This is a genomic window from Leifsonia sp. ZF2019 (genome assembly GCF_019924635.1).
In the GTDB taxonomy this organism is placed as follows: domain Bacteria; phylum Actinomycetota; class Actinomycetes; order Actinomycetales; family Microbacteriaceae; genus Leifsonia.
The window spans coordinates 2,217,007-2,241,366 of sequence record NZ_CP065037.1 but is presented as its reverse complement, the minus strand read 5'-3'; the positions used below and the strand labels follow the sequence as shown (position 1 = coordinate 2,241,366).

The 24,360-nt window shown below is 66.8% G+C and carries 19 protein-coding genes; 12 read left to right on the top strand and 7 right to left on the bottom strand.

All coding sequences use genetic code 11. From position 1 onward, the window contains the following. Window positions 1-27: 27 nt before the first annotated feature. A complete protein-coding gene (locus tag IT072_RS10980; RefSeq protein ID WP_223356431.1) occupies window positions 28-489 on the bottom strand; it encodes a zinc-binding dehydrogenase in 462 nt (153 codons plus the stop codon). Window positions 490-690: 201 nt separating this feature from the next. After that, a complete protein-coding gene (locus IT072_RS10975) occupies window positions 691-1,020 on the bottom strand; it encodes an alcohol dehydrogenase catalytic domain-containing protein (RefSeq protein ID WP_223360956.1) in 330 nt (109 codons plus the stop codon). A gap of 131 nt (window positions 1,021-1,151) precedes the next feature. Here IT072_RS10975 and IT072_RS10970 point away from each other — a divergent pair, with 131 nt between their 5' ends. The 5 genes from IT072_RS10970 to mgtA are packed head-to-tail and all read left to right on the top strand — an operon-like array spanning window position 1,152 to window position 6,486. Next, a complete protein-coding gene (locus IT072_RS10970; RefSeq protein WP_223356429.1) occupies window positions 1,152-2,090 on the top strand; it encodes a universal stress protein in 939 nt (312 codons plus the stop codon). Beyond that, window positions 2,077-2,496: a pyridoxamine 5'-phosphate oxidase family protein gene (locus IT072_RS10965; protein WP_223356428.1), complete on the top strand. Its 420-nt coding sequence runs from the start codon at window positions 2,077-2,079 to the stop codon at window positions 2,494-2,496. Before IT072_RS10970 ends, IT072_RS10965 begins: the two co-directional genes overlap by 14 nt. 54 nt (window positions 2,497-2,550) lie before the next feature. After that, window positions 2,551-3,003: a universal stress protein gene (locus IT072_RS10960; protein WP_223356425.1), complete on the top strand. Its 453-nt coding sequence runs from the start codon at window positions 2,551-2,553 to the stop codon at window positions 3,001-3,003. Window positions 3,004-3,019: 16 nt separating this feature from the next. Next, a complete protein-coding gene (locus IT072_RS10955) occupies window positions 3,020-3,856 on the top strand; it encodes a universal stress protein (protein ID WP_223356423.1) in 837 nt (278 codons plus the stop codon). Next, window positions 3,853-6,486, top strand: a complete 2,634-nt coding sequence (mgtA, locus tag IT072_RS10950) for a magnesium-translocating P-type ATPase (protein WP_223356421.1) — start codon at window positions 3,853-3,855, stop codon at window positions 6,484-6,486. Before IT072_RS10955 ends, mgtA begins: the two co-directional genes overlap by 4 nt. Window positions 6,487-6,733: 247 nt before the next feature. On the opposite strand, the gene IT072_RS10945 is transcribed toward mgtA, so the two are convergent. Together IT072_RS10945 and IT072_RS10940 are read right to left on the bottom strand one after the other, a co-directional pair. Then, window positions 6,734-7,270 (bottom strand): TetR/AcrR family transcriptional regulator, encoded by a 537-nt coding sequence (locus IT072_RS10945; RefSeq protein WP_223360955.1) that lies wholly within the window; start codon window positions 7,268-7,270, stop codon window positions 6,734-6,736. Window positions 7,271-7,314: 44 nt separating this feature from the next. Then, window positions 7,315-7,998 (bottom strand): NADPH-dependent FMN reductase, encoded by a 684-nt coding sequence (locus tag IT072_RS10940; protein WP_327058905.1) that lies wholly within the window; start codon window positions 7,996-7,998, stop codon window positions 7,315-7,317. A gap of 42 nt (window positions 7,999-8,040) precedes the next feature. Between IT072_RS10940 and IT072_RS10935 the strand changes: the two genes are divergently transcribed. From IT072_RS10935 to IT072_RS10920, 4 genes are all read left to right on the top strand, one after another. Then, the gene (locus IT072_RS10935; RefSeq protein WP_223356418.1) at window positions 8,041-8,634 is read left to right on the top strand and encodes a YdcF family protein; all 594 of its coding nucleotides are present in this window, start codon (window positions 8,041-8,043) and stop codon (window positions 8,632-8,634) included. Window positions 8,635-8,991: 357 nt separating this feature from the next. Then, entirely contained in the window at window positions 8,992-10,029 is a 1,038-nt protein-coding gene (locus IT072_RS10930; RefSeq protein ID WP_223360953.1) for a tyrosine-type recombinase/integrase, read from the top strand. Then, the gene (locus IT072_RS10925) at window positions 10,026-10,364 is read left to right on the top strand and encodes a helix-turn-helix domain-containing protein (RefSeq protein WP_223356415.1); all 339 of its coding nucleotides are present in this window, start codon (window positions 10,026-10,028) and stop codon (window positions 10,362-10,364) included. Before IT072_RS10930 ends, IT072_RS10925 begins: the two co-directional genes overlap by 4 nt. Continuing rightward, entirely contained in the window at window positions 10,361-11,821 is a 1,461-nt protein-coding gene (locus IT072_RS10920) for a hypothetical protein (protein ID WP_223356412.1), read from the top strand. Before IT072_RS10925 ends, IT072_RS10920 begins: the two co-directional genes overlap by 4 nt. Window positions 11,822-12,160: 339 nt before the next feature. Here the strand turns inward: IT072_RS10920 and IT072_RS10915 are convergent, their stop codons facing one another. The 3 genes from IT072_RS10915 to IT072_RS10905 are packed head-to-tail and all read right to left on the bottom strand — an operon-like array spanning window position 12,161 to window position 20,534. Further along, window positions 12,161-12,463: a hypothetical protein gene (locus IT072_RS10915; protein ID WP_223356410.1), complete on the bottom strand. Its 303-nt coding sequence runs from the start codon at window positions 12,461-12,463 to the stop codon at window positions 12,161-12,163. Beyond that, window positions 12,456-12,872 carry a barstar family protein gene (locus tag IT072_RS10910; RefSeq protein WP_263282075.1) on the bottom strand — a complete coding sequence of 139 codons (417 nt, stop codon included), beginning with the start codon at window positions 12,870-12,872 and terminating at the stop codon, window positions 12,456-12,458. The genes IT072_RS10915 and IT072_RS10910 overlap by 8 nt, the downstream gene beginning before the upstream one ends. A 30-nt stretch (window positions 12,873-12,902) precedes the next feature. Continuing rightward, window positions 12,903-20,534: a PA14 domain-containing protein gene (locus tag IT072_RS10905; protein WP_223356406.1), complete on the bottom strand. Its 7,632-nt coding sequence runs from the start codon at window positions 20,532-20,534 to the stop codon at window positions 12,903-12,905. A 374-nt stretch (window positions 20,535-20,908) separates the two neighbouring features. Between IT072_RS10905 and IT072_RS10900 the strand changes: the two genes are divergently transcribed. The 3 genes from IT072_RS10900 (at window position 20,909) to IT072_RS10890 (ending at window position 24,232) form a co-directional block, all read left to right on the top strand. Continuing rightward, window positions 20,909-21,838, top strand: coding sequence for a metalloregulator ArsR/SmtB family transcription factor (locus IT072_RS10900; RefSeq protein ID WP_223356403.1), 930 nt, complete (start codon window positions 20,909-20,911; stop codon window positions 21,836-21,838). A gap of 17 nt (window positions 21,839-21,855) precedes the next feature. Beyond that, window positions 21,856-22,269, top strand: a complete 414-nt coding sequence (locus IT072_RS10895; protein ID WP_442786757.1) for an arsenate reductase ArsC — start codon at window positions 21,856-21,858, stop codon at window positions 22,267-22,269. A gap of 364 nt (window positions 22,270-22,633) precedes the next feature. After that, window positions 22,634-24,232, top strand: a complete 1,599-nt coding sequence (locus tag IT072_RS10890) for a DUF2142 domain-containing protein (protein ID WP_223356399.1) — start codon at window positions 22,634-22,636, stop codon at window positions 24,230-24,232. Window positions 24,233-24,360 lie beyond the last annotated feature (128 nt).

Genomic DNA, 24,360 nt, shown 5'->3' with positions numbered 1-24,360 from the left:
GCGCTCCGGAGCGGCGAGGACTCCGCGTCAGGAGGCGACCCGGAGCACGAGTGAGCCGGAGGCCCGGCCGCTGCGGAGGTCGTCCAGCGCGTCGGCAAGGCCGTCGAACGGGATCGCCGTGACCTGCGGGCGGAGGTGGAGCGTGCGCGCGAGCGCGAGCAAGCGTGCGCCGTCCTCCCGGGTGTTCGCTGTGACCGTGCGCAGGTCGCGCTCCCGGAAGAGGGAGGCGCTGTACACCAACGGCGGGATGTCGCTCATCTCGATCCCGGCGAGCACGACGGTGCCGCCGCTCGCGGTCGCTGCGAGGGCGACGGGAACGAGGGGCCCGGCGGGCGCGAACACGATCGCCGCATCGAGCGGCTCGGGAACCTCCGCCGCCTCGTCGCCCACGAACACGGCGCCGAGGCGGCGGGCCAGCTGCCGGTTGGCTTCTCCGCGGCTGAGGGCGAAGACCCTGGCACCCATGGCCATCGCAAGCTGTGCGGTCATGTGTCCGCTGGATCCGAACCCGTAGATGCCGAGGTTCCCGCCGGGCGGCAGCTGCGCTCGCACGAGGGCGCGATAGCCGATGATGCCGCCGCAGAGGAGGGGCGCGGTCTCGAGGACATCGAGCTCGGGAGCGAGAGGGTAGACATAAGCGGCAGGTGCGACCAGGTACTGCGCGAACCCGCCGTCCGCATCCCAGCCGGTCTACTCGGAACGCGCGCACAGATTCTCCGCCCCGCGTCTGCAGAACGGGCACTCGCCGCAGGTGCGTCGCAGCCAGGCGACGCCGACACGGTCACCGACACGAAAGGACGTGACGCCCTCTCCGACCGCGCTCACGCTCCCGATCGCCTGGTGTCCGGGTACGACGAGCGGGCGGTGGACCGGGATCTCGTGGTCGACGACGTGCAGATCGGTTCTGCAGATGCCGCAGGCGTCCACACGTACCTGAACGTCGCCGGGTGCCGGCTCGGGTCTGGTGATGCGGACCTGTTCGATCCCTCCGAGAACGCCGGTCGTCCGCCACGCATCCATCATCGTCATCCTCCGCCTCCCGCTCCGAGTGAAGCGACCGGGAGGCGCGACGAGCGGGCCGAAGGTCCCGTGGGACCAACGACCCTGTCGGTGTTCCACGGGCCCGGCGGACACTGCGACAGGAGGTGGACATGGTGATTCGACAGTATGTCGTCGGGGTCGACGGCTCCGTGCCAGCGCGGGCGGCGACCCGGTGGGCGGTGGCGTCGGCGCGACGCGATCACGTGCCCGTCACCCTGGTCCACGTAGCCGACGACGAGTGGGGCGCGGTCGGCAATCGCCTGATCGACGAAGTGGACGCGGGCGCTCAGAAGCTGCTTGCGGACGACGTCGCCTACGCGCGTTCGCTCGGCGGGAACGTCGAGGTCCGCGGAGAGCTGCGGCGCGGCAGTCCCATGGCTGAACTGGCATCCGCGAGCGCGCCGAAGACGATGATCGTGGTGGGGACGCACAAGACGGGCTTCCACTATGGGCGCGCGTTCGGCTCACGGAGTCTGCAGCTCGCCAACCTCGTGGTCGGCCCCCTCGCCGTCATCCCGGAAGCGGCCTCTCGCCTCCGGCGCGGCGTCGTGGTCGGTGTGGATGACACCCCCGCGGGACGCGCCGCACTGGATCTGGCGTCTGATCTGGCCTGTGAGAACCAGTGCGAGCTGCTCGCCGTCCGGTCGTCGGAGGCGCGCTCGCCGCTCGATTCCACTCCCGCCGACGAGCCCCGCGACGAGGAGGCGCGCGACGAGGAGGCGCGCGACGAGGAGGCGCGCGACGAGGAGGCGCGCGGGGTGCTCGCCGCAGCGGTCGCCCGTGCGCGCGCGCGTCAGCCGCGTATCGAGATCCGCAGTCGCGTGGTCCGGAGGCCTCCGGGCGCCGCGCTCAACGAGTTCGCGCGCGGAGCCGCGCTGCTGGTCGTCGGGGACTCGCGTCGCACCCTCGCACAGCCCGGCGGGCTGGGATCGGTCGCGTACGACGTGCTCCTGAACCTGACCTCGCCCACCCTCGTCGTCCATGCCATCGCGACGGAGGACGCTTCGAGTGCCCAAGGCATGACGGGAGGCGCACATGTCGCCGGATGAGCCGTTCCGTGAACTGGACCGCGACGAATGCCGCGAGCTGCTCAAGCAGGGCGAGCTCGGCCGACTCGCCACCGCCGTCGGGGGAGAGCCCGACATCTTCCCGGTCAACTATTACTCGGACGGCCAGAGCATCCTGCTCCGCACCGCGCCGGGAACGAAGCTTCTGGAGCTGACCGTTCACGATGTCGTGGCTTTCGAGACCGATGGGTTCACCGTTGACGAGGCCTGGAGCGTCGTCGTCCATGGCCGCGCGCGAGAACTCGAGCGTCAGCAGGAGATCGCCGACGCGGAACGCGCACCCCTGCGACCCTGGATCCCGACGCTCAAGTATCGCTGGGTGCACATCGACATCGAGCGGCTCAGCGGGCGGAGGTTCCTGCGCCTGGCCGAGCCGGACCGCTGGTAGCAGAGTCCTGACGTCCTGCCGGGACCGGCGGGGCAAGAGAACGAGGAGGATCCCATGACCGAGACACCGATCGCCGCGATCGACGACCAGATCCACCCGGGTGGAAGGATCGTCGTCGGCGTCGACGGCTCTGCCTCATCGCTGTCGGCGCTGCGGCGGGGCGCACGCATCGCCGAGCGGCTCGATTGCCGTCTCGTGGGGGTGACCGTGTGGGAGTTTCCCGCGTCCTGGCCCGGCTATCAGATGTCGGGCTGGTCGCCGGAAGCGGATGCGCGCAGCATTGCGGACGAGGCTTCGGCGGACGTCTTCGGCCCGGCGGCACCCGCGTGGTACTCGTCGGTGATCCGGAGCGGGTCCACCGCGCGGCAGCTGATCGCCGAATCCGAGGGCGCAGAGATGTTGATCGTCGGCAGCCGAGGACTGGGCGGCTTCACCGGCCTCCTTCTCGGCTCCGTGTCGCGGGCCTGCGTCGAGCACGCGGATTGCCCCGTGCTCGTCATCCACTGAGGAACAGGAGTCGCCGATGCCCGGAACGATCATGGTCGCTGTCGACGGTGACCCGAGTCATCGCGGCGCCGTGGAGTGGGCCGCCGCACGTGCGATCCGCGATCGGGCGCGGCTCGTCCTCGTGTTCGTGATCGAGCGCTCGTGGGGTGACGCGCTGGACGAGCCGTCGCCGGCGCTCCGGGCAGCGGGCGAGGCGATCCTCGCGGACGTGCTCGGGCACACGGCGGCGATCTCGGATGCCGCGACGCGTCTGTGCTACGGCCATGTCGGCGCGGAGCTCGTGTCCGAGTCGGAGGACGCAGATCTCCTCGTCGTGGGGACCGGGCGCGGGACGGACCGCGATCGCCCGTTCCGGGGTTCGCTCGCCGTCCGCGTCGCCGCTGCGGCAGCGTGCACGGTCGCGGTCGTCCCGCATGACTGGACAGGGGGAGGACTCGGCGTGGCCGTCGGCGTGGATGGCCAGCCACCGTCGGAGGCGGCCGTCGCGTTCGCGGCCGAGGAAGCATTCCGACTGCGCGAGCGCCTGGACATCGTCTGCGCAGGTTTCAGCGCGAATCCGTTGCTCACGGGCCTCGTCCCGGAAGTGTCGGTCGGCGACCACCGCGAACGCATCGTGCGCTCAGCGGCCGAGTTCGCCCGGGAGCTGCGGAATGATCTCGACATCGCCACGACGGTGGTGGAGGCGGCCCCGGCGGACGGACTGGTGAATGCCGCCCGGGGTCATCGCCTGCTCGTCGTGGGTACGCATGAGCGGTGCGGCGTCCAACGGCTCATGCTCGGCTCGGTCGCTCATGATGTGCTCCTGAACGTGCGGGCTCCTGTCGTGGTCGCGCGCAACCGGCGCGACACGTGACCCGCGCCGTCGTCGGGACGGCCCCGGCCGGCCGCGACAGCGCGGTGCGGGCCGCCGCCCTCACGGATCGTCTCGCCGTGCTCGCCGCCTACGGGTCGACGATCCACGGTCTCGGGGACGGGGAGGCCGCCCTCCGGCTTGCCCGCTACGGCCCGAATGCCGTGCGCGGGCGGAGAGCCCACCCGTGGCGGGTCCTCGGCCGCCAGGTTCGCAGCCCTCTCCTCCTGCTCCTGTTCGCGACCGCTCTCGTGTCCGCGTTCGTGGGGGACGCGGTCGAGGCGGCGATCATCGCGCTCATCCTCATCGTCAGCGTCGGACTCGGTTTCGTGAACGAATTCCGTGCGGAGCGCGCGGCCGATGCGCTGCACGACCGGCTCCGCCACTCGGCCGTGGTGCTGCGCGGCGGACGGCGTCTCAGCGTCGACGTCACCGAGCTCGTCCCCGGCGATGTGGTGCTCCTGACCGTGGGGTCGGTCGTCCCGGCGGACCTGCGACTGCTCGAGGTGAGCGGGCTGTCGTGCGACGAGAGCATCGTCACGGGTGAGGCTCGCGCCGTGGCCAAGACGGCCGATCCGGTTGAAAGGTCGGTCGGAATCGGCGAGTTGCGCTGCTGCGCGCTGATGGGGACGGTCGTGCACACGGGGGAGGGCAGCGGTGTCGTCGTGGCGACCGGCGCTGCGAGCGAGTTCGGGAGGATCGCGGTCGGCCTCGGCCTGCAGGAGCCCCCGACCGAATTCCAGCGCGGCTTGGCTCGGTTCTCGACATTCCTCCTCCTGGTTGCGCTCATCCTCACCACCGCGATCCTCGTCGTCGCCGTCGCGCTCGGGCGCCCGCTGCTCGAGTCGCTGTTGTTCTCGCTGGCGATCGCCGTCGGAATCACCCCGCAGTTGCTGCCTGCTGTCGTGAGCACGAGCCTCGCGGCAGGTTCCCGGGTGCTCGCTCAGCGGAGGGTGCTCGTGAAGCGGTTGGTGTGCATCGAGGACCTGGGCGATCTGGACCTGCTCGTCACCGACAAGACGGGAACCCTGACGACGGGCAGGATCGAGTTCGACCGTGCGGTGCCGCTGGGGGAGACGACGGAGGAGGATCTCGTGGTGCTCGGACTGCTGTCGACGGAGGCGGACCCCGAAGCACCGGATCTCGTCGGGCTCGACGCACTGGACTCCGCGCTCTGGGCTTCGGCGGGCACGGCCGCATCGTCGGCTGCGGCCTTCCATCGACTCGCGGTGCGACCGTTCGACCATGAGACGCGCCGGGTCGCGGCGCTGGTGACGGAGACGAGCGCTGCTCCGATCGTGGTGGTCAAAGGCGCCCCGGAGTCGGTGCTTCCCCTGTGCTCGGCGGCCGACCCCGGTGCGGGCGACATCCTCGCCCACCTGTACGCCGTGGGTGCCCGGGTCGTCGCCGTCGGAAGCCGGGAGGCGCCCGGCAGTCCGGACGCGCCCTTCCCCGAGGACGGCTTGACCCTGCGCGGCTTCCTCGCGTTCGTCGACGGCGTCAAAGCCGATGCGCGCTCATCGCTCGACCGTCTCGCCGGTCTCGGCGTCGAGGTGAAGGTGGCGACCGGTGACAGTGCCGTGGTGGCGGAGCGCGTCTGTTCGATGCTCGGCATGACCTCGCGTGGCACGCTCACCGGCGACGCGATGGACGGCCTCGGCGATGACGAGCTCGCGACCGCCGCACGGCAGGCGACGATCTTCGCCCGGGTGTCGCCCGAGCAGAAGGCCCGGCTCATCCGCGCGCTGCGCCAGAAGGGGCGTGCCGTGGGATTCCTCGGCGACGGAGTGAACGACGCCCTCGCACTTCATCGCGCCGATGTCGGCATCTCGGTCGACACCGCTGTCGATGTCGCCAAAGACGCGGCGGACGTCCTCCTGCTCGACAAGGATCTCGGGGTCCTCGCAGACGGGGTGACGGAGGGGCGGCGCATCTTCGCCAACACCATCAAGTACGTCCTGATGGGAACGTCCAGCAACTTCGGGAACATGTTCAGCGCATCGGCGGCGTCGGTCGTCATCCCCTTCCTGCCGATGCTCCCCGGACAGATCCTGCTGAACAATCTTCTCTACGACTCGAGCCAGCTGGCGATCCCCACCGATCGCGCCGATCCGGAGCAGCTGCGGGCGCCGGCGCACTGGGACATCGGCACCATCCGCCGCTTCATGCTGCTCTTCGGGCCGATCAGTTCCCTGTTCGACTTCGCCACGTTCTGGCTCATGCTCGCCGTCTTCCGTGCTGCGCCGTCCGAATTCCGCTCCGGCTGGTTCATCGAGTCGATCGCGACGCAGACGCTCATCGTGTTCGCCATCCGAACCCGACGCGTTCCCTTCATCCGCAGCCGCCCCTCCCTGCCGCTCGCCGTCGCCGTCGTGGCCGTGGTCGCCATCGGGTGCTGGCTCCCATACTCACCGCTGGCGGACCTGCTCGGGTTCGCGCCGCTGCCGCCGCTGTTCTTCCTCGCACTCGTCGGCCTGGTGCTGCTCTATCTGGTGCTGGTCGAACTCGGCAAGACGTTCTATTACGCCCGGCTCGCGGAGCCGGTCGAACCCACCGCGCGACGTCGGACCTACAGACATCGGGTCGCGCGACGGGCGGCACGATTCACGGTCCGGACGCCTCATCGACCGTGACCGCGGCGGCGTACTCGGGGACCTGCGCACGCCCGCAGAGCCCGCGACCGATCGGTAACCGCAGGGTCCGCTGTCGGGCAGCGCGCGTCCGCTCGGCTCTTCGATCTCCTGCCCCGGGGCCGGTCACTTCGCACGCGGTCATCGCGCGCACGTGCGGGCAGGCCTCACGAGGACCACTGGCATGCGGCTACCCCTGATCCATCGGGACCGGGGGGTCGGGCTCCTCGGCGTCCCGTTGATCGCCCGGCTATCGGGAGGGTTCGGTGTTCTGTGTTCGCGTGACACCAACGGTTTCGTCGAGAGCCACCAGTACGTGCGTGAGCTCACCCGCGTCGATCCTGCTGTCGGTGGCGATGGCGCGGTCGGCCAGGAGCGTCGTGCCACCGAGGAGGAACGCCGCCACGCGTTCCGGATCGGGGTGACCCTGTGCTGCGAGCAGTGCGGTGAGGTCGTCGAGGAGCGGGTCCACGGCATCCCGTGTCTGGGGTCGGCCGGTGAACAGCATGTCGTGGGTGTCGAGTTCATCGAGGTACGCCTCGATCAGTGCCCCGCACCAAGCGACCGCGGGCGGGTGCCCCGCGGCGACGGCTTCGCGCGCCGCAGCCTGCACACGCGTGAGCACGCGGGCATTGAACTGTTCCTCAATGGCTTGGGCGATGTGACTCTTCGACGGGAAATAGAGGTAGACGGTGCCCTTCGCCACCCCGGCACGTCTCGCGATCGCGTCGACGGTCGTGTTCTCCTGCCCGCTCTCGACGAACAGGGCACGTGCTGCTTCGATCACGGCATTCCGGCGGGCCTCGGGCGCCCGCCGACCGATGCTCGCACTCACGCCGACACCGTCGCGTGTTGCTGGACCCAGGCCGCGAAGCGGTCGCCGTAGCGCGTCAACATCTGCGTGACCTTCGGGTCCGAGACCCGCCCGTCGCCATCCAGGAGGTTGTAGCTGCCGCCGAGGTACAACTCGGGCTGCTGCATCGTGGGCATGTCGAGGAAGACGAGCGACTGTCGCAGATGATGGTTCGCACCGAACGCCCCCATCCGGCCAGGGGAGGCGGAAACGATCGCGGCAGGCAGCCCGGCGAACACGTTCTGGTCGTGGGGGGCGGACCCGACGTCGATCGCGTTCTTCAATGGAGCGGGGACCGACCGGTTGTACTCCGGGGTGACGAACAGGATCGCATCGGACTGACTCACCTCGTGACGGAACCGCGTCCAGGCCGGTGGGGCCTCGCTCGCGATCTCGATGTCGAGATCTTCGTTGTAGAGGGGCAGGTCGCCGATCTCGATCACGCGCATGGACAGCGACACGGGGGAGAGGAGCATCAGCGCCTCGGCGAGCCGACGAGTCACAGACTCAGCGCGGAGACTCCCGATGATCACGCCGACGTCGAAGCGCGACGTCTGATCGGAGACGAGTTCCATGTGACCAGCCTTACATATGACTGACCGCCAGTCAATCAAATAGCGCCTTGAAGGCCATTCCGGGTCGGCGCCGGATGCGGGACCCACCAGCGGCCTGTACCCGGGGGAGCAGGCTCCTATCCTGGATGGATGCGACTTCGCCCCATCGCAACGGCCCTCGGCGGACTGATCTGCGTCATTCTCGCCTTCGGAGAAGCCACGCATTGGTGCGCAAGTCGAAGAAGGCTTGGGAACGGCGAAAGCCCGGGACGTACGGAAGCCATCGTCGTTCTCGGCTACAAGAACGCCGGCACTCGCGCCAACTTCATGAACAGATACCGAGTGCGCGCTGGACTTCGGTCGATCGACTCCGCCGCCGAGGCAAGCACGCTCGTCTTCTGCGGTGGGGCGGTCGCCGGACGAACCCCCGAGGCTGAGCTCATGGAGAACTACGCACGAGAGGTTCTCCGCTACACCGGCCCGATCCGTCTCGATGTCACCAGTCGGTCGACCTGGGAGAACATCCAGAACGCGATTCCTCTCATCGAGGACGCGGAATCGATCAAAGTCGTCTCGAACTCCTTGCACGCTGAGAAGGGTCGCGCCTACCTCTGGAAGCAGCGCCCAGACCTCGCCGAGCGCCTTGCGCGCGGCAGTGAGTACCGAGTCGGTGAGATCACGCTGATCAAACCACTCGCCGCCGTCATCGGCCTGCACAACCTGTTCGCATTACACGCCAGGTGACTCGGTGGCAAGCAGCTATCGTTTTAGCGCCGATAATGCACATTATGTCAGTTTAAAGATGGCTTGTCCCCACTGGATGCGAATACGACACCCGGCACGACTCCCCTTGGTGAGTCCGGAGAAGCAGCCTTGGTGAGCTTGCTGGACGGTGGTTTCATTACAGTTGCGCCAGCCGTTGGTTGCTATCGATTTGCCGCTGATCGGGTGTTTTCGGGCGCAACTTGCGATGATTTCGCAGTTAATGCGAAGCTTTCGCGTATTATGCGAGTGTCTGATGAGTCGGTTCCCGGCGTCGCCCCAGCCTACTTACGGTCCGGTTCGGCGGTCCTGAATGAGGCCGAGAATGTCTGGTTGGCGATGCTGGATGGCTGGCGGGCGCAGCAGTTCGCTCGCAACCTTGCCCCGTCTACGGTTGATGCTCGCCGGTCGATCGTGCTGCGATTCCGCGCCTTTGCGGAGTCCTATCCGTGGTCCTGGACGGCGGGGCTGGTGAACGAGTTCTTCATGGAGCTGCGCGGCATCCGTGGTGCTTCCCGCTCGACGGTGCTGGGTTATCAGAACGCGTTACGGATGTTCCTGGAGTATCTGACCGATCCGGCCTACGGTTGGAGTGAGCAGTGCTGGGAGCGCTTCGGTGATCATCCGGCGCAGGTGTTCCACGACTGGAATACGGCCCGGCACGCGGCCGAGTCAATCGCCGAACCAGGCAAGCGGCCTTACACCCGGGACGAGCTAGAGGATCTGTTCGACTGCGCTGACGAGCGGGTGTTGCGGATCCGCCGCTCCGGGGTGAAGGGCTGGCTGCCGGCGTTCCGGATCGCGACGCTGATGAAGGTCGCCTACGCCTGGGGTTTGCGCCGCAACGAGGTCCGCCAGCTCGACCTCGTCGACCTGGCCTCCAACCCGCGGGCCCGCCAGTTCGGTGACGCCGGGATCATCTATGTCCGGTTCGGGAAGGCGATGAAGGGCTCTCCCCCGAAACGACGCACCGTGCTGACCCTGCCGGAGTTCTCCTGGGCGGTCGACTGCTTGCAGCAATGGCGCGACGAGATCCGGCCACTCTATGCACCACCGGGCTCCACCAGCCTTTGGCCGAGCGAGCGCGGCAACCAGATCATCACCGCCGGTCAGATCAGCCGCGCCTTTGCCGAGGTCAAACGCGAAGCCGGTCTGACTGACGAACTTGACTTCCACTCGCTGCGCCGCTCCTACGTCACCCACCTGGTCGAGGAAGGCTACGACGCGTTCTTCATCCAGCAACAGGTCGGCCACGAACACGCCTCCACCACCTCCATCTACACAGGCCTCTCCCCCGACTACCGGGCCCGCGTCGTCGACGACGCGATCGCCCGCATAGCCGCACAAGCCCTCACCCCCAGGAGTGATATTTCATGATTCGACGCGTTGAACACGGCTGGCGGCTCCGGGAGCTCATGGCCGCCCGCGGGATGACCACCATCTCTGACCTCATCCCCCACCTCGCCGACCGCGGCATCGCCCTCTCCGACTCGCAGCTCTATCGCCTTCTCAGCGGAACCCCCGAGCGGATCAACCTCACCCTGCTCGGGGCGATCCTGGACACGTTGGACTGCAGCTTCGAGGAGCTCGTCCCGGTCACCGTCACCGCCACCGAGACCCGCACCCGCGCCACCGGAACCACCGACGCGGCGGCCCTCGCCCGCGCCGACGGGATCCGGCCTGCTCGAGCGCGGATCCACCGACCCAGTTGATCGGGCCCCGCACCCAGGCCGGCTGCGCGCGTTGCGAACGGGCCGGCGTCCGGTTCGCCACGACTTGGCCGGAAGGACGCATCTGCCGACGGTGCTACCAACGGGCCACCCGCATCCACGGCCTCTGCCCGGGCTGCAGCACTGAGCGGCTCCTGCCCGGACTCATCGACGGGGCTCCTGCCTGCGGCGACTGCGCCGGCATTCCGAAAGACTTCCACTGCACCCGCTGCGGCCGCGAAGACGAACCGGTCCGCACCGGCCTCTGCGCCCACTGCTGCCTGACCGACGACCTCACCCACCTCTTCGACAACGGCGACGGCAAGATCGCCGCGCATCTGAATCCCTTGTTCGACGCTCTGACAAGCCAGAAGCACGCCCGCAGCGCGAAGATCTGGCTCATCACCAACCCCGACGTCACCGCCCTCATCCGGGCGCTCGCTCGAGGCGAGGCCACGCTCGATCACGCCACCTTCACCGAGCACCCCGCCGCGAGCAAGGTCACCTTCCTCCGCGAGCTCTGCATCGAGCACGGACTACTGGAGCCCGTGCACCTCGACATCGAACGCTTCCAGGCCTGGCTGGCCCGGAAAGCGGCGCTGGCGCACCCGGACGACGGCCGGCTGATCACTCAATACGGGCGCTGGGTTCACCTCAACCGCATGCACCACCTCGTCGAGAACGGCCAAATGAAGAAGGGAACCTTCCTCTCCGCCAAGCAATCAACCACCGTCGCGCTCGACTTCCTTGGCTACCTCCGTGAACGGGGAACGGCGCCGGCTGACTGCGCTCAAGCTGACATCGACGACTGGCTCACCGGCGGCCCAACGACCCGCAGCCTGGCCCGCGGGTTCATCCGCTGGGCCATGCAACACGGGCACCTCCCTGCTATCGAGATCCCCTACCGACTCGCCAAGACGACACCCGTCATCACCCAGAAACAACGCCTCCACCACATCCAGCGGCTGCTCGATCCCGAGCGCGCGCTGCGTCCGCTGGAACGGGCCGCGGCCCTGTTGCTTCTGCTCTATGGGCAGCCGCTGGCACGGATCGCCCGGATGCGACTGGACCAACTCCACACCATCGATCACGGCATCACTATCCGATTCGCCACAGACCGGCTCCGCATCCCCGAACCCTTCGCCGGCGTCATCCGCGCGCATCTCGACGAGCTTCCCAACCTCAACACCACAGCGCACCGAGACAACGACTGGCTCTTCCCCGGCGGTCAGCCCGGCCAACACATCCACCAGAACACGCTGATGAATCTGCTACGCGATGCCGGCATCGACCTCCGCGGCGCCAAGAACGCCGCGCTCCGCGAACTCGTGCTCCAAATGCCCGCACCGATCGTCGCGGACTCGTTCAACTACAGCTACACCGTCACCGAACAACACCGCCGCAACGCCGGCGCCCAATTCATCGACTACCTCAGCAAACGGCCCATGCCACAATCCTGAGATGGAACCACTCCAAGCGACCATCCGCCTCCGACCAGCCAACGACAGCGGGCGACGCTCCCCAATCTCGCTAACTGGTTCCTACCGACCACACATCGTAATCCGCGGCGGTGACGGAACATATCTCGGCATCATAATCCGAAGCACGCAAACCGCCACCACCCTCGGTCCCGGAGACGACGCCGAAGTCCTCCTCGACCTGCCCTACGACATCGACTACAGCACCCTGACCCCAGGAACTATCTTCGACATCCTCGAAGGACCACACATCGTCGGATCAGGACAGATTCACGACTCCGAATAGACGAATACGCCGCTCATCAATATGCATCCACACCACTAGGGATCGACCGAGAGGAACCTCCCGAGCAGTGGCACGTCCTGTCGTGATCCCATTTCGATGGTGTCGATGGTTCCTTCGTGTTCGTAGAGCTTCTGGTTGGACCCTTCCCATCCGTAGGTTGCCCCTTGGGGGGCGTTCGCCAGCACCGTGTCGTCGGCTCCTTGTGTTCCGATCAGTCGGGTAGCGGACTCGACGGGGTTGCCGAAGGGGTCGTATTGGGCGAGTTGTCCTTGCCGGGCGCCTGTCCCGTCGGTGGTGATGACGACGTCGCCGTGTGTCCCGATCAGCCGATCAGTCAACGCGGAGACTCGGAATCAGCGCCGTCCACGCATGAGGGGGAAATGGTGTTCGAGAGAGCAACTTCACCACGAATTGATCGTCCCGTTCAGGGCGTTCTACTCCGCCATTGAGAATAGAAAGAAAAGTGTCCAGATCCGAAGTCCCCCCCTTGCTGAGCACCAGATCAGCGTCGTCGATGATGAGCTCTGCCGCGGTCTCATTTCCGAACCACTCAGCGTCCCGGTAGCACTCCTCGAACGCATCCCAGTTGTGTCCAAAGTAGCTTGGGAAAGCCAAGGCTTGTGCGAACTCATTGAACAAGCCGGCCACGGTCAGCATGCTTGCACCTTGGACTCGATGACTCACTACTCCTAGAAGTTCTGAAGCGGGGCAGGCTTCCGCACACCACGTCCACCTCGGGTACACCATTTCACTCATTAGATCACTCCTCTTGAAGTTCTACTCGAGGGAACCCTCGACCAGATCCTCGCCGAAATCCTCGCCGAAATCGAACGGGCCTCGCTCGGTAAGTCCGTCGTCTTCTCCCGGCATGACTCCCCCTGGGATGGATGAACCGCCGACGCCCTTGAGCGGCCCCATATCGAAAGGGAGACGTATGCGTGTGAAAGACTTGTAGTGGTCATCCGTGTAATAGGCCGAACCATCGTCTCCGGTGACAAGTCGTTCGGCCGTTCGATTGATCCCTGGAATCTTTTCCGAAATGTCCCATTCTCTATATTTGATTGGGTTGTTGTCCCATGTTGATTTCGGAAGCAGCCCTTCCCGATTACCGAAGGAACGACCTCCAACGTATCCGGGAAAGGACGAACCGTGACCGTCAATTCGAGCCAGCACACGGTACGCGGCGTTGACGCGCGCCAGTTGGGCCGGTGAAATGCTTCCACCATGAGGACCGCCGTCGCTCAGCTTGAGCGACCACTTGCCGCTGAGATCACTCACGTTCTCGGGGTCGTTTGGATAGTTGTAAGCGGTCGTGTTGCCCCCGACGACAGGGTCCGTCGAGAGAAACCGACCCAGAAGTGCCACATACTGGCGGGCCCCCATCTCGACGGTCCCGATGGAGCCTTCGTGCTCGTAAAGCTTCTGGTTTGACCCTTCCCATCCGTATGTTGCACCTTGCGGCGTGTTCGCTGGCACCGCGTCGTCGGCTCTTTGCGTTACTACGAGTCGGGTGGTGGGGTCGATGGGGTCACCGAACGGGTCGTACTGCGCGAGTTGCCCCTGCCGGGCACCTGTCCCGTCGGTGGTGACGATGACGTCGCCGTGGATGTTCGGGAACGACCAGGCAGACGTGGTCGCTTGGAGGGAGACGACCACACCGCCAGGAAGTGCGAGGGTGCGCTCGGTGATGCCACCTCCGGTGGTGAGAGTCCAGTCGGGGCTGTCTCCACCACCGCTGAAGCTGTAGCGGATCGTGTTGCCAGGACCAGAGACCGGGGTCACGGTGCGGGCGACGATCCGCCCGGTCACGTCGCGGACATAGCCGACCGTCGGACCGCCCGCAGTCGTGGTGGAGATGTGACGGTCGGACTGGTCGTAGCCGATCGTCTGGTCGGCCAACGTCGTCGTGTTGCCGTGCACGTCGTAGGCGAGGGTGCCGGCCCCGAGGCTGGTGGTCGCGATTGGTGATCCGGTCGGAGCAGGGGCCGCGGCCGGGGTCACCTCGGCTGCGGCAAGGTTCCATTGGTCGCCGGTCGGCGCGGTGTCGTTGATGGTGACCGCGGTACCGGCCGTCCCGGTTGTTCCACTGGTGCGTTGCATCCAGAAGTCGTCGCCGACGGCAGCATCGGCGAACTCGTGGATCACGGTCTGACCTGCACCCAGCGTGCGTGCGGTCGCGCCGTCCCAGTCGTTGCCGACACCCACGACCTGAGAGCCGGCAGTCGTCGTGGTCAGGGTGACGGACGGTGCACCCGAGGCCGCGCCCGCGGCAGCACTGGCGCCGATCCCGGCAGCGCCGGAGTACGCGAGTACGCTGATCGACTTGTGGTAGCCGTTCGTGTTTGAGAGGGTCGCGGTGACAGAGGCGTTGGAAAGGGTCCCGGGTGCTGTGGTCGTCCAGATCTCGCTGGTGCCGTAGCGGGTGTTGGCTCGCTTGACGAGACTCCAGGTGAGACCGGCTCCGGTGACGGTGGCGGTCTGCCCTGCCGCTTGGCCGGGACCGTCGGCGCTGACCAGGGCGACCAGCACGTCCCCGGACTTCGTCGTGGTCAGAGCGTTCACGGTCACCGCGGAAGCCAGGTCGGCACCATCGGCAGAGACCTGCGCGTCGATGGCGAGTGCCTGCGCTGGTTGTGACGGTCCTGCCGGTGCGGTGGTTGAGGTGAGCCGGTCTGCGTTGTCGTAGCAATACGTGGTGGTGGATGCCGAGGGGGATCCCCCACCGGGGGTGGTGTAGGTGTCGGTCAACGAGGTGCGGTTGCCGTTCTTGCCCGCGTTCAGGTCAGCACCGCAGGCGGCGGTGCCGAAACCGTAGGCGAGGGTGTGATTCGGGATCGTGGCCGAGGTCAACCGACCCGCGCCGTCGTACGTATAGGAGGACCCGTAAGACGAGGTCCCATCGGTGAGCATGTCGGTGAGGATGCGGCCGGACTGGGATCGCACGACGGCGTCCGTCACGCCGGCCTGCCCGCTCGGGAAGGCCCAGCCGAGTGATTGGACCGCGCCCGCCGGGTTCCGATCAATCGAACCGGTGACACCCGGCCCAGCACTTCCGGCTCCGGCCGGGTAGACGATTGAGGTGACCTCCCCGTTTGTGTAGGCGGGTTGCGCAAGCGTCTTTCCGGAAAGGTCCTTAACTGTGGCCACCTGGCCGTCGTCGTTGTAAGTGAAGGATTCGCCCTGGGCGGTTTGACCGACCGGTGTGCTTGTCTGAGTGACCAGCTGGCTGAGAAGGTTGTATGTGTTCGTGGTCACCGTTCCCCACACGTCCGTGTAGGAGAGGGTGCGGCCGAGCAGGTCGGACACCGTGGTGATTCGGCCGCTGGTGGGTGACCCGGGCACCGCGTCGTCTTGTGCCCAGGATGTGAGCGGGTCTCCCGAGGACGATGCGAATCCGAACGCCGCTGTACGAGCGGCTGAGGTCGACGTCGCCGCGTAGCTTTGCTGAGTGACCCGGCCCCGTGCATCGTATGTCGTGCAGGACCAGTCATTGTCGCCTGTCCTCTTCGTGGCGACGACCCTACCGAGCAGGTCGTAGACGTAGCTGGTGACGATCGCTGCACCGGTGGCAGGCGTAGCTCCGGTGGAGGTCATCAGTTGCCCGTACTGCGGGGTGGATGCTGGTAGCCCGCAGACTGCGGTTCCGCCGTTGACCTGTGTGGCGTAGCCGCCGGTCTCCGTGTAGTAGGTGTTCGTGGTGGTGGTGTTGCCTGCGGGGAGGGTCTGGGAGAGTTGGCGGAGGTATCCGGTGGATCCGTAGGGCTCGTATGTGTTGGTGGTGGTCAGGTTCAGTCCGGCCGGATCCGCGCTGGTCGATGTGGCCATGCCCAGCCACGGGTTCGATCCGTAACCGGTCGCCGACTTCAGTGCGGGGACCTGCGAATTGGACACGTTCGGGTTCCCGGCGGGTGCGGAATCGTCGGTCTGCGAGCTCGTCGCCAACCCGTATGCGGGCGAGAGGGCTGTGCCGGGGATGACCGCTTGCGAGCTTCCTGGGGGTGTCCAAAGCAGTTGCAGGCTGGCAGTGGAGGTGTCCTCCTTGTATTGCAGACGGATCCGCATCACTTGGCCTGCAGTTACGGTCACGTTCGCGGTGGGCGAGAGGTGGGCGGCGCCGGACACCCAGTCGTTGATCATCAGGACGTCGTTCAGCCACACTTGGGAGCCGTCGTCGGCGTTGGTGTTGATCTTGTACGTGCCGGCGTTGGGGAACGTGATCGTGCCGGTCAGCCTCAGGGTCCAGTTGTCGGCCGGACCGCCGCTGTATGGTGCGCCGGTGCCCCAGTTGGCGTTCACCGATCCGTCGGCGGTTCCCACGCCGAGGGCGTAATTGCTGGGCAGGCCGGACAGGGTGGAGTTCGCGTAGTAGGTGGCGCCCAGCCCCTTCAACCCTTCGTCGTAGGCGGTCGAGGTGTGCGCGGGAGTGATCGCGCAGCCGGCCGTTGGCCGCAGATCGGCGCCGAAGCAGGAGGATGGCGCTGGACCGTAGACATCGGTCGGCCGGTTGAGCTGGTCGTACAGCGTGGTGGCTTTCCGTCCCGCCGCGTCGGTCACCGTGGCCTGCTGGTCCCGGACGTTCCACGTCGTCGAGCTCGCCAGACCGGTGGCACTCAGAGTAGTGGTGCGTCGCCAGGCGGTATCGAAGGACGCAGTGGCCGCGTGCCCGTTGGCAGGTGCGGTACTGGAGGGGGTCAGGCCGGCCGCGTCCACGAAGGTGACGCCCGACCCGTCCGGGTTGGTGGTGTAGGTGTAGGTCTTCTGCGGCCGCAGCGAGCCGGTCACCCCGTCGGGGGCAGGCAGGGTGAGGCTCGAGACCTTGGTTCCGGTGTATCCGATCTGGGTCAGCACCTCCGGTGCGGACGCGTTCTTGTCCGGGTGCGCTACGAGCCAGTCGTTGACCGTCGCAGAGCGGATCGCGGAGAGCAACCCGTTCTTGTACCCGAAGTCCGTGGTTTCGTTGCCCGGGTCGATGATCCGGGAGAGGAACTTCCCGCCCGCCGACTCCGGCAGGGCGACCTGGTTCGGGTTGTCCGTCGCATCCGCAGCCTTGTAGAGCAGCTGGGTGGTGTCGGCGGCCCCGGCGACATGGCCCGGGTAGATGATCCGGCAGATCATCCCCGCGGGAGCGGTGGAGAATCCCGACGGCACCGGGCAGGCCAGCCCCGACCCATCCGTGTCAGCTGCCGACAGCCCGACGGAGGCGGCAGTGTCCCCCGCGTACGCGAACTTCACCTGCCGGATAGTGCTCCCGGTCCCGGAGAGGGGGTCGGTGATCGAGTCCAGTTGGTTCGTCCCGGTCCGATATGCCAACACGGGCGTGGCGCGCTTCTTGGCATCCATCGCCTGGGTGATGGCCGTGATCTTCCCTGCCGTGTTGATCTGGTAGATCGTGCCGGCCTCATCGGTGAGGGTGTAGGTCGAGGGATCGTCGGTGGTCGGCGTCCGCTGGATGAGCACCCCCTGCTCCCCCGGCGGCGGTGTGTACGCACCTCCGGCGGCCTTCGTGTAGGTGTGGGCGGCCCCGCTGGTGTCGATCAGCGCGACCGACCCCTCCTTCACCTCGGCACGGACGTAGACCGCGCTCGTGCCGTTCAGCGCGGTGGACGCACCCCACCCCGGCGGCAGGGTCTCCACGCTCTTGCTGAACCACGTGCCGGGCACGATCGTCTGACCGAGAGTCTGCTGGACACCGTTCGCGTCGGTGTAGGTCCCCTTCACCCACAGCTCCAACTGCGCCGGACCGGTGTGGTTGAAGTACTTGACGTTGATCGGGACCGGTTTCAGGTCCATGTTCAGGGCAGACCCCCACGACGTCGACGTCGTGAAAGTGTCCGTCAGCTGGTCGAGAACCGTCGAACCGCCAATGGTGAGCTTCGCGCCGTTGTCCCGCACGAACCCGAACGTGTAGGAACCAGGACCGGGCGGGGTAATGAACCCATTCCACTGCGCGAGGAAGTTGTTGTTCGGGACAGCCGGCCCAGGTGCGGCGGTACCCCACTCCATCTTCAGCACCGGGTCGGTACGGACCAGTCGAATGCGACTCGTCAGATCCGTCCGATCGAAACTGCTGGCCGACGCCGAGGAATCCGACACATCGTAATACGTCGCCGTCAGCCCCCGTGTCGAGGGCTGCTGCGAGTTATAGGTGAACGACAACCCCATCGGACCACCCACCGTCGACACCGTCGGCGAAGCGAACGACAGATTCGCGTTGCCGTTCGCGAGATTGACCGTAACGCCCCCAGCGCTATCGCTCGGCGACGGCCCGCCACTGCCCGCCCGGGCGGTATACCGGAAATGGTTCACCCACGTGCCGGGCGATTTGTCGAACCCGTCATCGACGACGATCACCCACGAATACGTGACTCCGTCCTGCAGGATCCCGTCCGGGACCTGCCAGGAGATCGGGCCCGTGGTGATGGGGTCAGAGAGTGCGACCACACCACTGGCCCCATCCGAACCGGTCGTGATCCGGAACTGGTACTTCAACGTGTCACCGTTGGCATCCGTACCCGCAACCGACGACGCGAGAGTCGGAGTCGGTGTAACGATCACCGACCCATCAGACGGCGACGTATTCGCCTGCGCCACCACGCCCGGGGTGTTGGTCTTGAACGAGTACACCGGGGAGACGCGTTGCGAGCACGAACCGGCGGGGTTTGCGTTGTCACTGTTGCAATAAGCGTCCTTGACGAACACGTGATAGTAGTACGTCGTATTCGGTTGCAAATACGTCGCGGGTACCGTCACCGGGTTGCTCGACGTCCACCCCGACTGCCACGCGACGCCTGTCTCAGCGTCCGCACCGGTCGCAATGCGGTAGTAGTAACCCAGACCGGTCCCCTCCGGATCAGACGACGACACCTTCAACGTCGGCGTCAACCCCGACCGCGCTCCCCCGGTCGGCGATGGCGTCACAGCGGCCGGCGTTGCCGGGTAGTCCTTCCACGCCACATAGAGGGCTGCGTTCAAGCTCTTCAGCGTGTACGCACCCGCCTGCTCCTGACCGGTCAGCATCAGATAGTTGCCGGAAGAGCCTGCATTCACCCAGTTCGAGATCCAACCCGGCAACGCCCCACCGGCGCTGGTCGCACCGGAATCCGTCACAGGCAAATAGGCCAAAAGCCCACTCCCGACTCCCCCGTAGCCGAACGAGCTCGCGTAGTACACGCCACCCGTGTACGGGCCTGCCGTCGTGCCGACGATCCCGTTCATCGCCACCGAGATCTGGGCGTCCAGGATCTGCTTGCCGAACAGCTGCTCGTACGGGAAGTGCACGATCGAGCGCCAATAGTGGTCTCCAGGATCCCGCGCATTCCCGACCAGAATTGTGTCTGTACGCAGGGTGCCGTCGGACTTGTACGAATGAATGTCCTGCGCCCCACCGCCCCAGGTCGTCGGGTCCAGATACACCGGGTACACGCGGGCAGCATCGGTCAACCATGACCGGGACGGCGTCAACGTGATGCTCCAGTCTGCACCGACCTGCCCCACCGTCAACGGAACATTCGTCGTCGCATCCGAGGACTCACCCTCCACCCCGGACGAATCCCACATCAGCGGCGTCGGAATCCGGAACCGCACCGTGCCATTGGAATCGCTGAAATCGACGCCCCCATCCCGGTTCACCGCCAACACCAATCCGGGGGCTTTCACCTTCCACGAGTACGAACCCTGCGATGCATCGGGCACCGAATCCAGCGTCAACGTCTCCTTCACCGCCGACGGCTGAACCTGATAGTCCAGGTCGGCCCCCTCGAACACATCCGGGTAAGACGCCTCATCCGCACCCTGACCGTTGCGCACCGCCATCGGAAGCGGACGCTTCAACCGCGACGAATCCGCACCTTCCAACGTGTACGAGACGGAGTAGCCGTCCTTCTCCACAGACACGGCATCGTTTGCCGTCACATCGTCCTTAAACACGGGGTGGAGGATGTTGTCGGGTACAGACATGCCACCCGACGCCGAGTCGTCCCTCAGAATCGTCGACGATGCCTTCCACTCACCGTCCTCCATCAGATTGATCGGGGTCGGCGACACCTCCGTCACATGCGAACCATCAGACTTCGTGTACGTCGTCGTGTAGTCGTCGCGGCCGGAAACCGTCGCACCGGTCACATCGGTGGGCGAACCCGACTCTGCGGGCGCGTCCGCCTCCTTCAGCGACTTCGGCTTCGCGGCAGGCTCCGACTCCAATGGCTTCGCCCCCAGGTCCTCAACGGTGCCCGGTGAGACCCCCGCCCCACCAGCTACCAACGGTGGAAGTCCGGTCGGGGAATCGACCGACTCGCTGAACGATCGCGCCGAGGTTTCAGCCGTCGCCGGCACAACGGACGACACCACCAGCACGCAAGCCACCACAGTCGCGACCAACGCCGACCCAACCCAGCGACCACCACGCACCATGGAATCCCCCTCGCCAGCCCCACGCCCCGAACTGTCGAGCGTAGGAAAAATCTAGGGGTGCGAGAACCTGCAAGAGAAGTAGGAGTCGATGAGAAAACGTACACGACCGAGATCGCAACTTAAGGTGCTTCGATGACCTGCTGATCATCGTCCACATCTCGCCGGTGCGATGCCTGTCACGGATCATCGCCCCTCCTCGGTGTACCCCGTCGCGCCGACTGAAATTTCACGAGCGATCCACCTTCACCCGCCCGACGTGCCCGCGTCCACCCGCGCATCGAACCCGTCCCATACTGCCGCGACCGCGGTGGCGCGCCGCCGCAGACGGGCGCTCGGCCGGTTCACCGCCCTCCCGCACGCATAGACTCCCCGCTATGGATCGGAGACCGGACGACGCTGCGATGCGCGACCTGAAGCGGATCAGCGATCCCACCCGCGCGGCCATCCTGCGGATGCTGCTCGACGCGCCGGACGGTCGAGAGGCGGTCACGCCTCTCGCTGAGCGGCTCGGCCTGCAGCAGCCGACTGTCTCCCACCACCTGGGACTGCTCCGCGAGGCGGGCCTGGTCGAGCGGACGAAGGAGGGGCGGATCGCCTGGTACTCGGTCACGCCGTCGGCGGCCGGCCGTGTCGCGGAGATCGTCGGGGGCGACGGCCGGCCGGCGGATCAGGCGGCCGCGCTCCCCCGGATCGTCGCCGACCTCACCGAGCGCTACCGCGGCATCCTCTCGCGCGAGACCGTCGCGGAGTGCGTCGCGGACAGCTATGACCGTCTCGACGGTCGGCCGAACCGGGCGTCGTCGGCCAGTGCGTTCGCCGTCGACCGGTTGGATGCGGTGCTGTCGGTCCGCCGGGAGCGGCACGCGGTGCCGCGCGTCCTGTTCGTCTGTGTGCAGAACGCCGGACGTTCTCAGCTCGCCTCGGCGATCCTGCGCCAGCTCGCCGGTGATCGGGTCGTCGTGCGGACGGCCGGCTCCGATCCGGCGGACGCGGTGCGGTCCACGATCGTGACTGTGCTCGATGAGGTGGGCACTCCGCTGGGCGGCGAGTTCCCGAAGCCGCTGACCGACGAGGCCGTCCGGGCGGCGGATTACGTGATCACGATGGGCTGCGGCGATGCGTGCCCGATCCTCCCGGGGCGGGAGTACCTGGACTGGGACATCCCCGACCCGGTCGGACGGCCTCTCACCGCCGTCCGGGCGATCCGCGACGACATCGAGCACCGCGTCCGGGAACTGCTGGGCCGGATCGAGAGCGAATGGCCGTGCCGCGACGAACGCGCCCCTTCCCCATTGCATAGATGAGCGTCTATGTTAATCGGGTGACCTCCTCCCCTCCTACTGTCCTGTTCGTCTGCGTCCACAACGCCGGCCGCTCCCAGATGGCCGCCGGCTTCATGCGCGAACTCTCCGGAGGACGCGTCGAGGTCCTCTCCGCCGGCTCCGAGCCCAAGGACCAGATCAACCCCGTCGCCGTCCAGGTCATGGCCGAAGAAGGCATCGACATCGCCGGAGGGCAGCCCACGATCCTCACCGCCGAGGCCGTCAAGGAATCGGACGTGGTGATCACGATGGGCTGCGGCGAGACCTGCCCGGTCTTCCCCGGAAAGCGCTACGAGGACTGGGACCTCACCGACCCCGCCGGGCGCCCGGTCGAGGAGGTCCGCCCGATCCGCGACGAGATCAAGCGGCGCGTGCAGGATCTTCTCGACGAGCTGCTGCCCGCGACGGCGTGAGCGGTGCCGCCGCGCGTCCGTGAGCTGTCACGGCGCGGGCGGACGCCTTTTCCGCTCCGACAGCGCAGAGGACCCACCCGCCGACCGGCCTCATCGTGCGGATCTTCGGTCCAGCCGCTCCACCCTCCATCGGCCGTCCTCCCCCTGATGTCCACTCCCGAAAACGGCCGGTATCGTCCGAGCGGCGAGACGGGAGCCGGTTCGAGATCGCCGCGGTCGAGGGGGCATCCGACCCCGAGTCCCGCTGCGCGCCGCGACGCCGCAGATCCGGACCGCCCTGCGGCGGAAGGCGGACTCCGCACCACGTAGTAGATTCGGTGGGCGCCCCGGCGCCTCCTGCCGGCCGAATCGAACGGATTTCACAGTGATCGAGCGACCCTCCCGGATCCTCCGGATCGTTGCCTATTGCCTCGCCCCCCTCGCTCTGCTCGTCGCCCTCCTCAGCTGGAGTGCGTCATCCCCGGTCGGTTCGAGCGCCGACGAGGACTTCCACCTCACGAGCTCCTGGTGCGGCCTGGGCGTGCGGGACGGCCTCTGCGAAGCAGGATCTGACGACGCGCATCGTCGCGTGCCGGTCGAGCTTCTCGTGGCGAGTCAGTGCTTCAACAACCTCCCCGATCAGTCCGCGTCGTGCCCCGCCACACCGTCGTCGGTGCTCACGGATACGGACCGAGGCAACTTCACCGGTTCCTACCCACCCGTCTTCTACGCCACCATGAGCATCTTCGCGAGTACGAACATCTCGACATCGGTTCTGCTCATGCGCGCGTTCAATTCGCTGCTCTATGTCGTGGTGATGACAGGGCTTTTCCTCCTGCTTCCGCGCCCGCGGCGGGGACTCCTGGTGTGGGCGTCGTTGGCGACCGTCGTCCCCTTCGGCGTCTTCCTGATCGCCAGCATCAATCCGAGCGGATGGGGTGTGCTCTCGGCCACGACACTCTGGCTGGCGGTGCTGGGATACTTCGAGACGGAGTCACGGGGACGCCGTGTGGGGCTGGCGGCACTGGCTCTCATCGCGATGGTGATCGCCGCGGGCTCGCGGGCGGATTCCGCCGCCTACGCCGCGGTGGCGATCGTGTTGGTCGGAATCCTCAAAGCCCGCCCGACGCGCGCCTTCCTGGTCCGCGCGATCTTCCCGGTCATCCTCGTCGGCATCGCCGGCGCGAGCTACCTCACCTCGAGTCAGACTCGAGCGGTCAACCTGGGCGGGGAGAACATCTCGAGCCCGATCGGGAGTGTGCCGACGAGTTGGACCGACCTGCTCTGGAACAACCTGATCCGCCTTCCCGACTTGTGGGCGGGAGCGTTCGGAGCGCCCGTGGCGGGACGCTCGCTCTGGCTGGGCACCGCCGTGCCGGGGATGATCTGGTTCCCCGTGCTGCTCGCCTTCGGCGGTGTGGTGTTCCTCGGGCTCCGGCGCCTCAGCCTGCGCAAGGGGCTCAGTATCGCCATACTCGTCGGGCTGCTCGTGCTCTTGCCGCTGCTGTGGCTCATGCGCGACCACATCCTCGTCGGGCAGCAGGTCCAGTCGCGCTACCTCTACCCGATCTTGATCATCCTCGCCGGAGTCAGCCTGCTCGGATTCCGGCGCGCCAACGCCGGGCTCCGTCGTGTCCACATGATCCTCGTGGCTGTGGCCGCCCTCCTCGGCGATCTCACCATCCAGTGGGTGACCCTCCGCCGCTTCACCACCGGGTTGGACGAGTTCTGGCCCAACCTCGACAAGAACATCGAGTGGTGGTGGGGCCTGCCGATCGGACCGATGCCGTTGTGGATCATCGGGACACTGTCTTTCGCATTCGTTTGCGCGGCAGCCGTGCTCTACGGGTGGCGGGACGGCGCGTCTCCCCGCGGCGATGCGTGCCTTCCGGAGACGGTCCTCGTCCTACCGGAGTCTTCCGACGCACAGCCGGCCGAGTCCGACGCGGAGCGCCGCGCGGACAGTGTCACGCACCGTGGATGAGCTTTGCGCTTCACGTGGTCGGGGACCCGTCGCAGCAGAGGCACCAGCAGTCCCCGACGCCGTAGTACGACGCCTCAACGTGCCCGAGCGCTGCACGTGGGCGGCCTCTGCGGCAAGTTGAGTGTCCG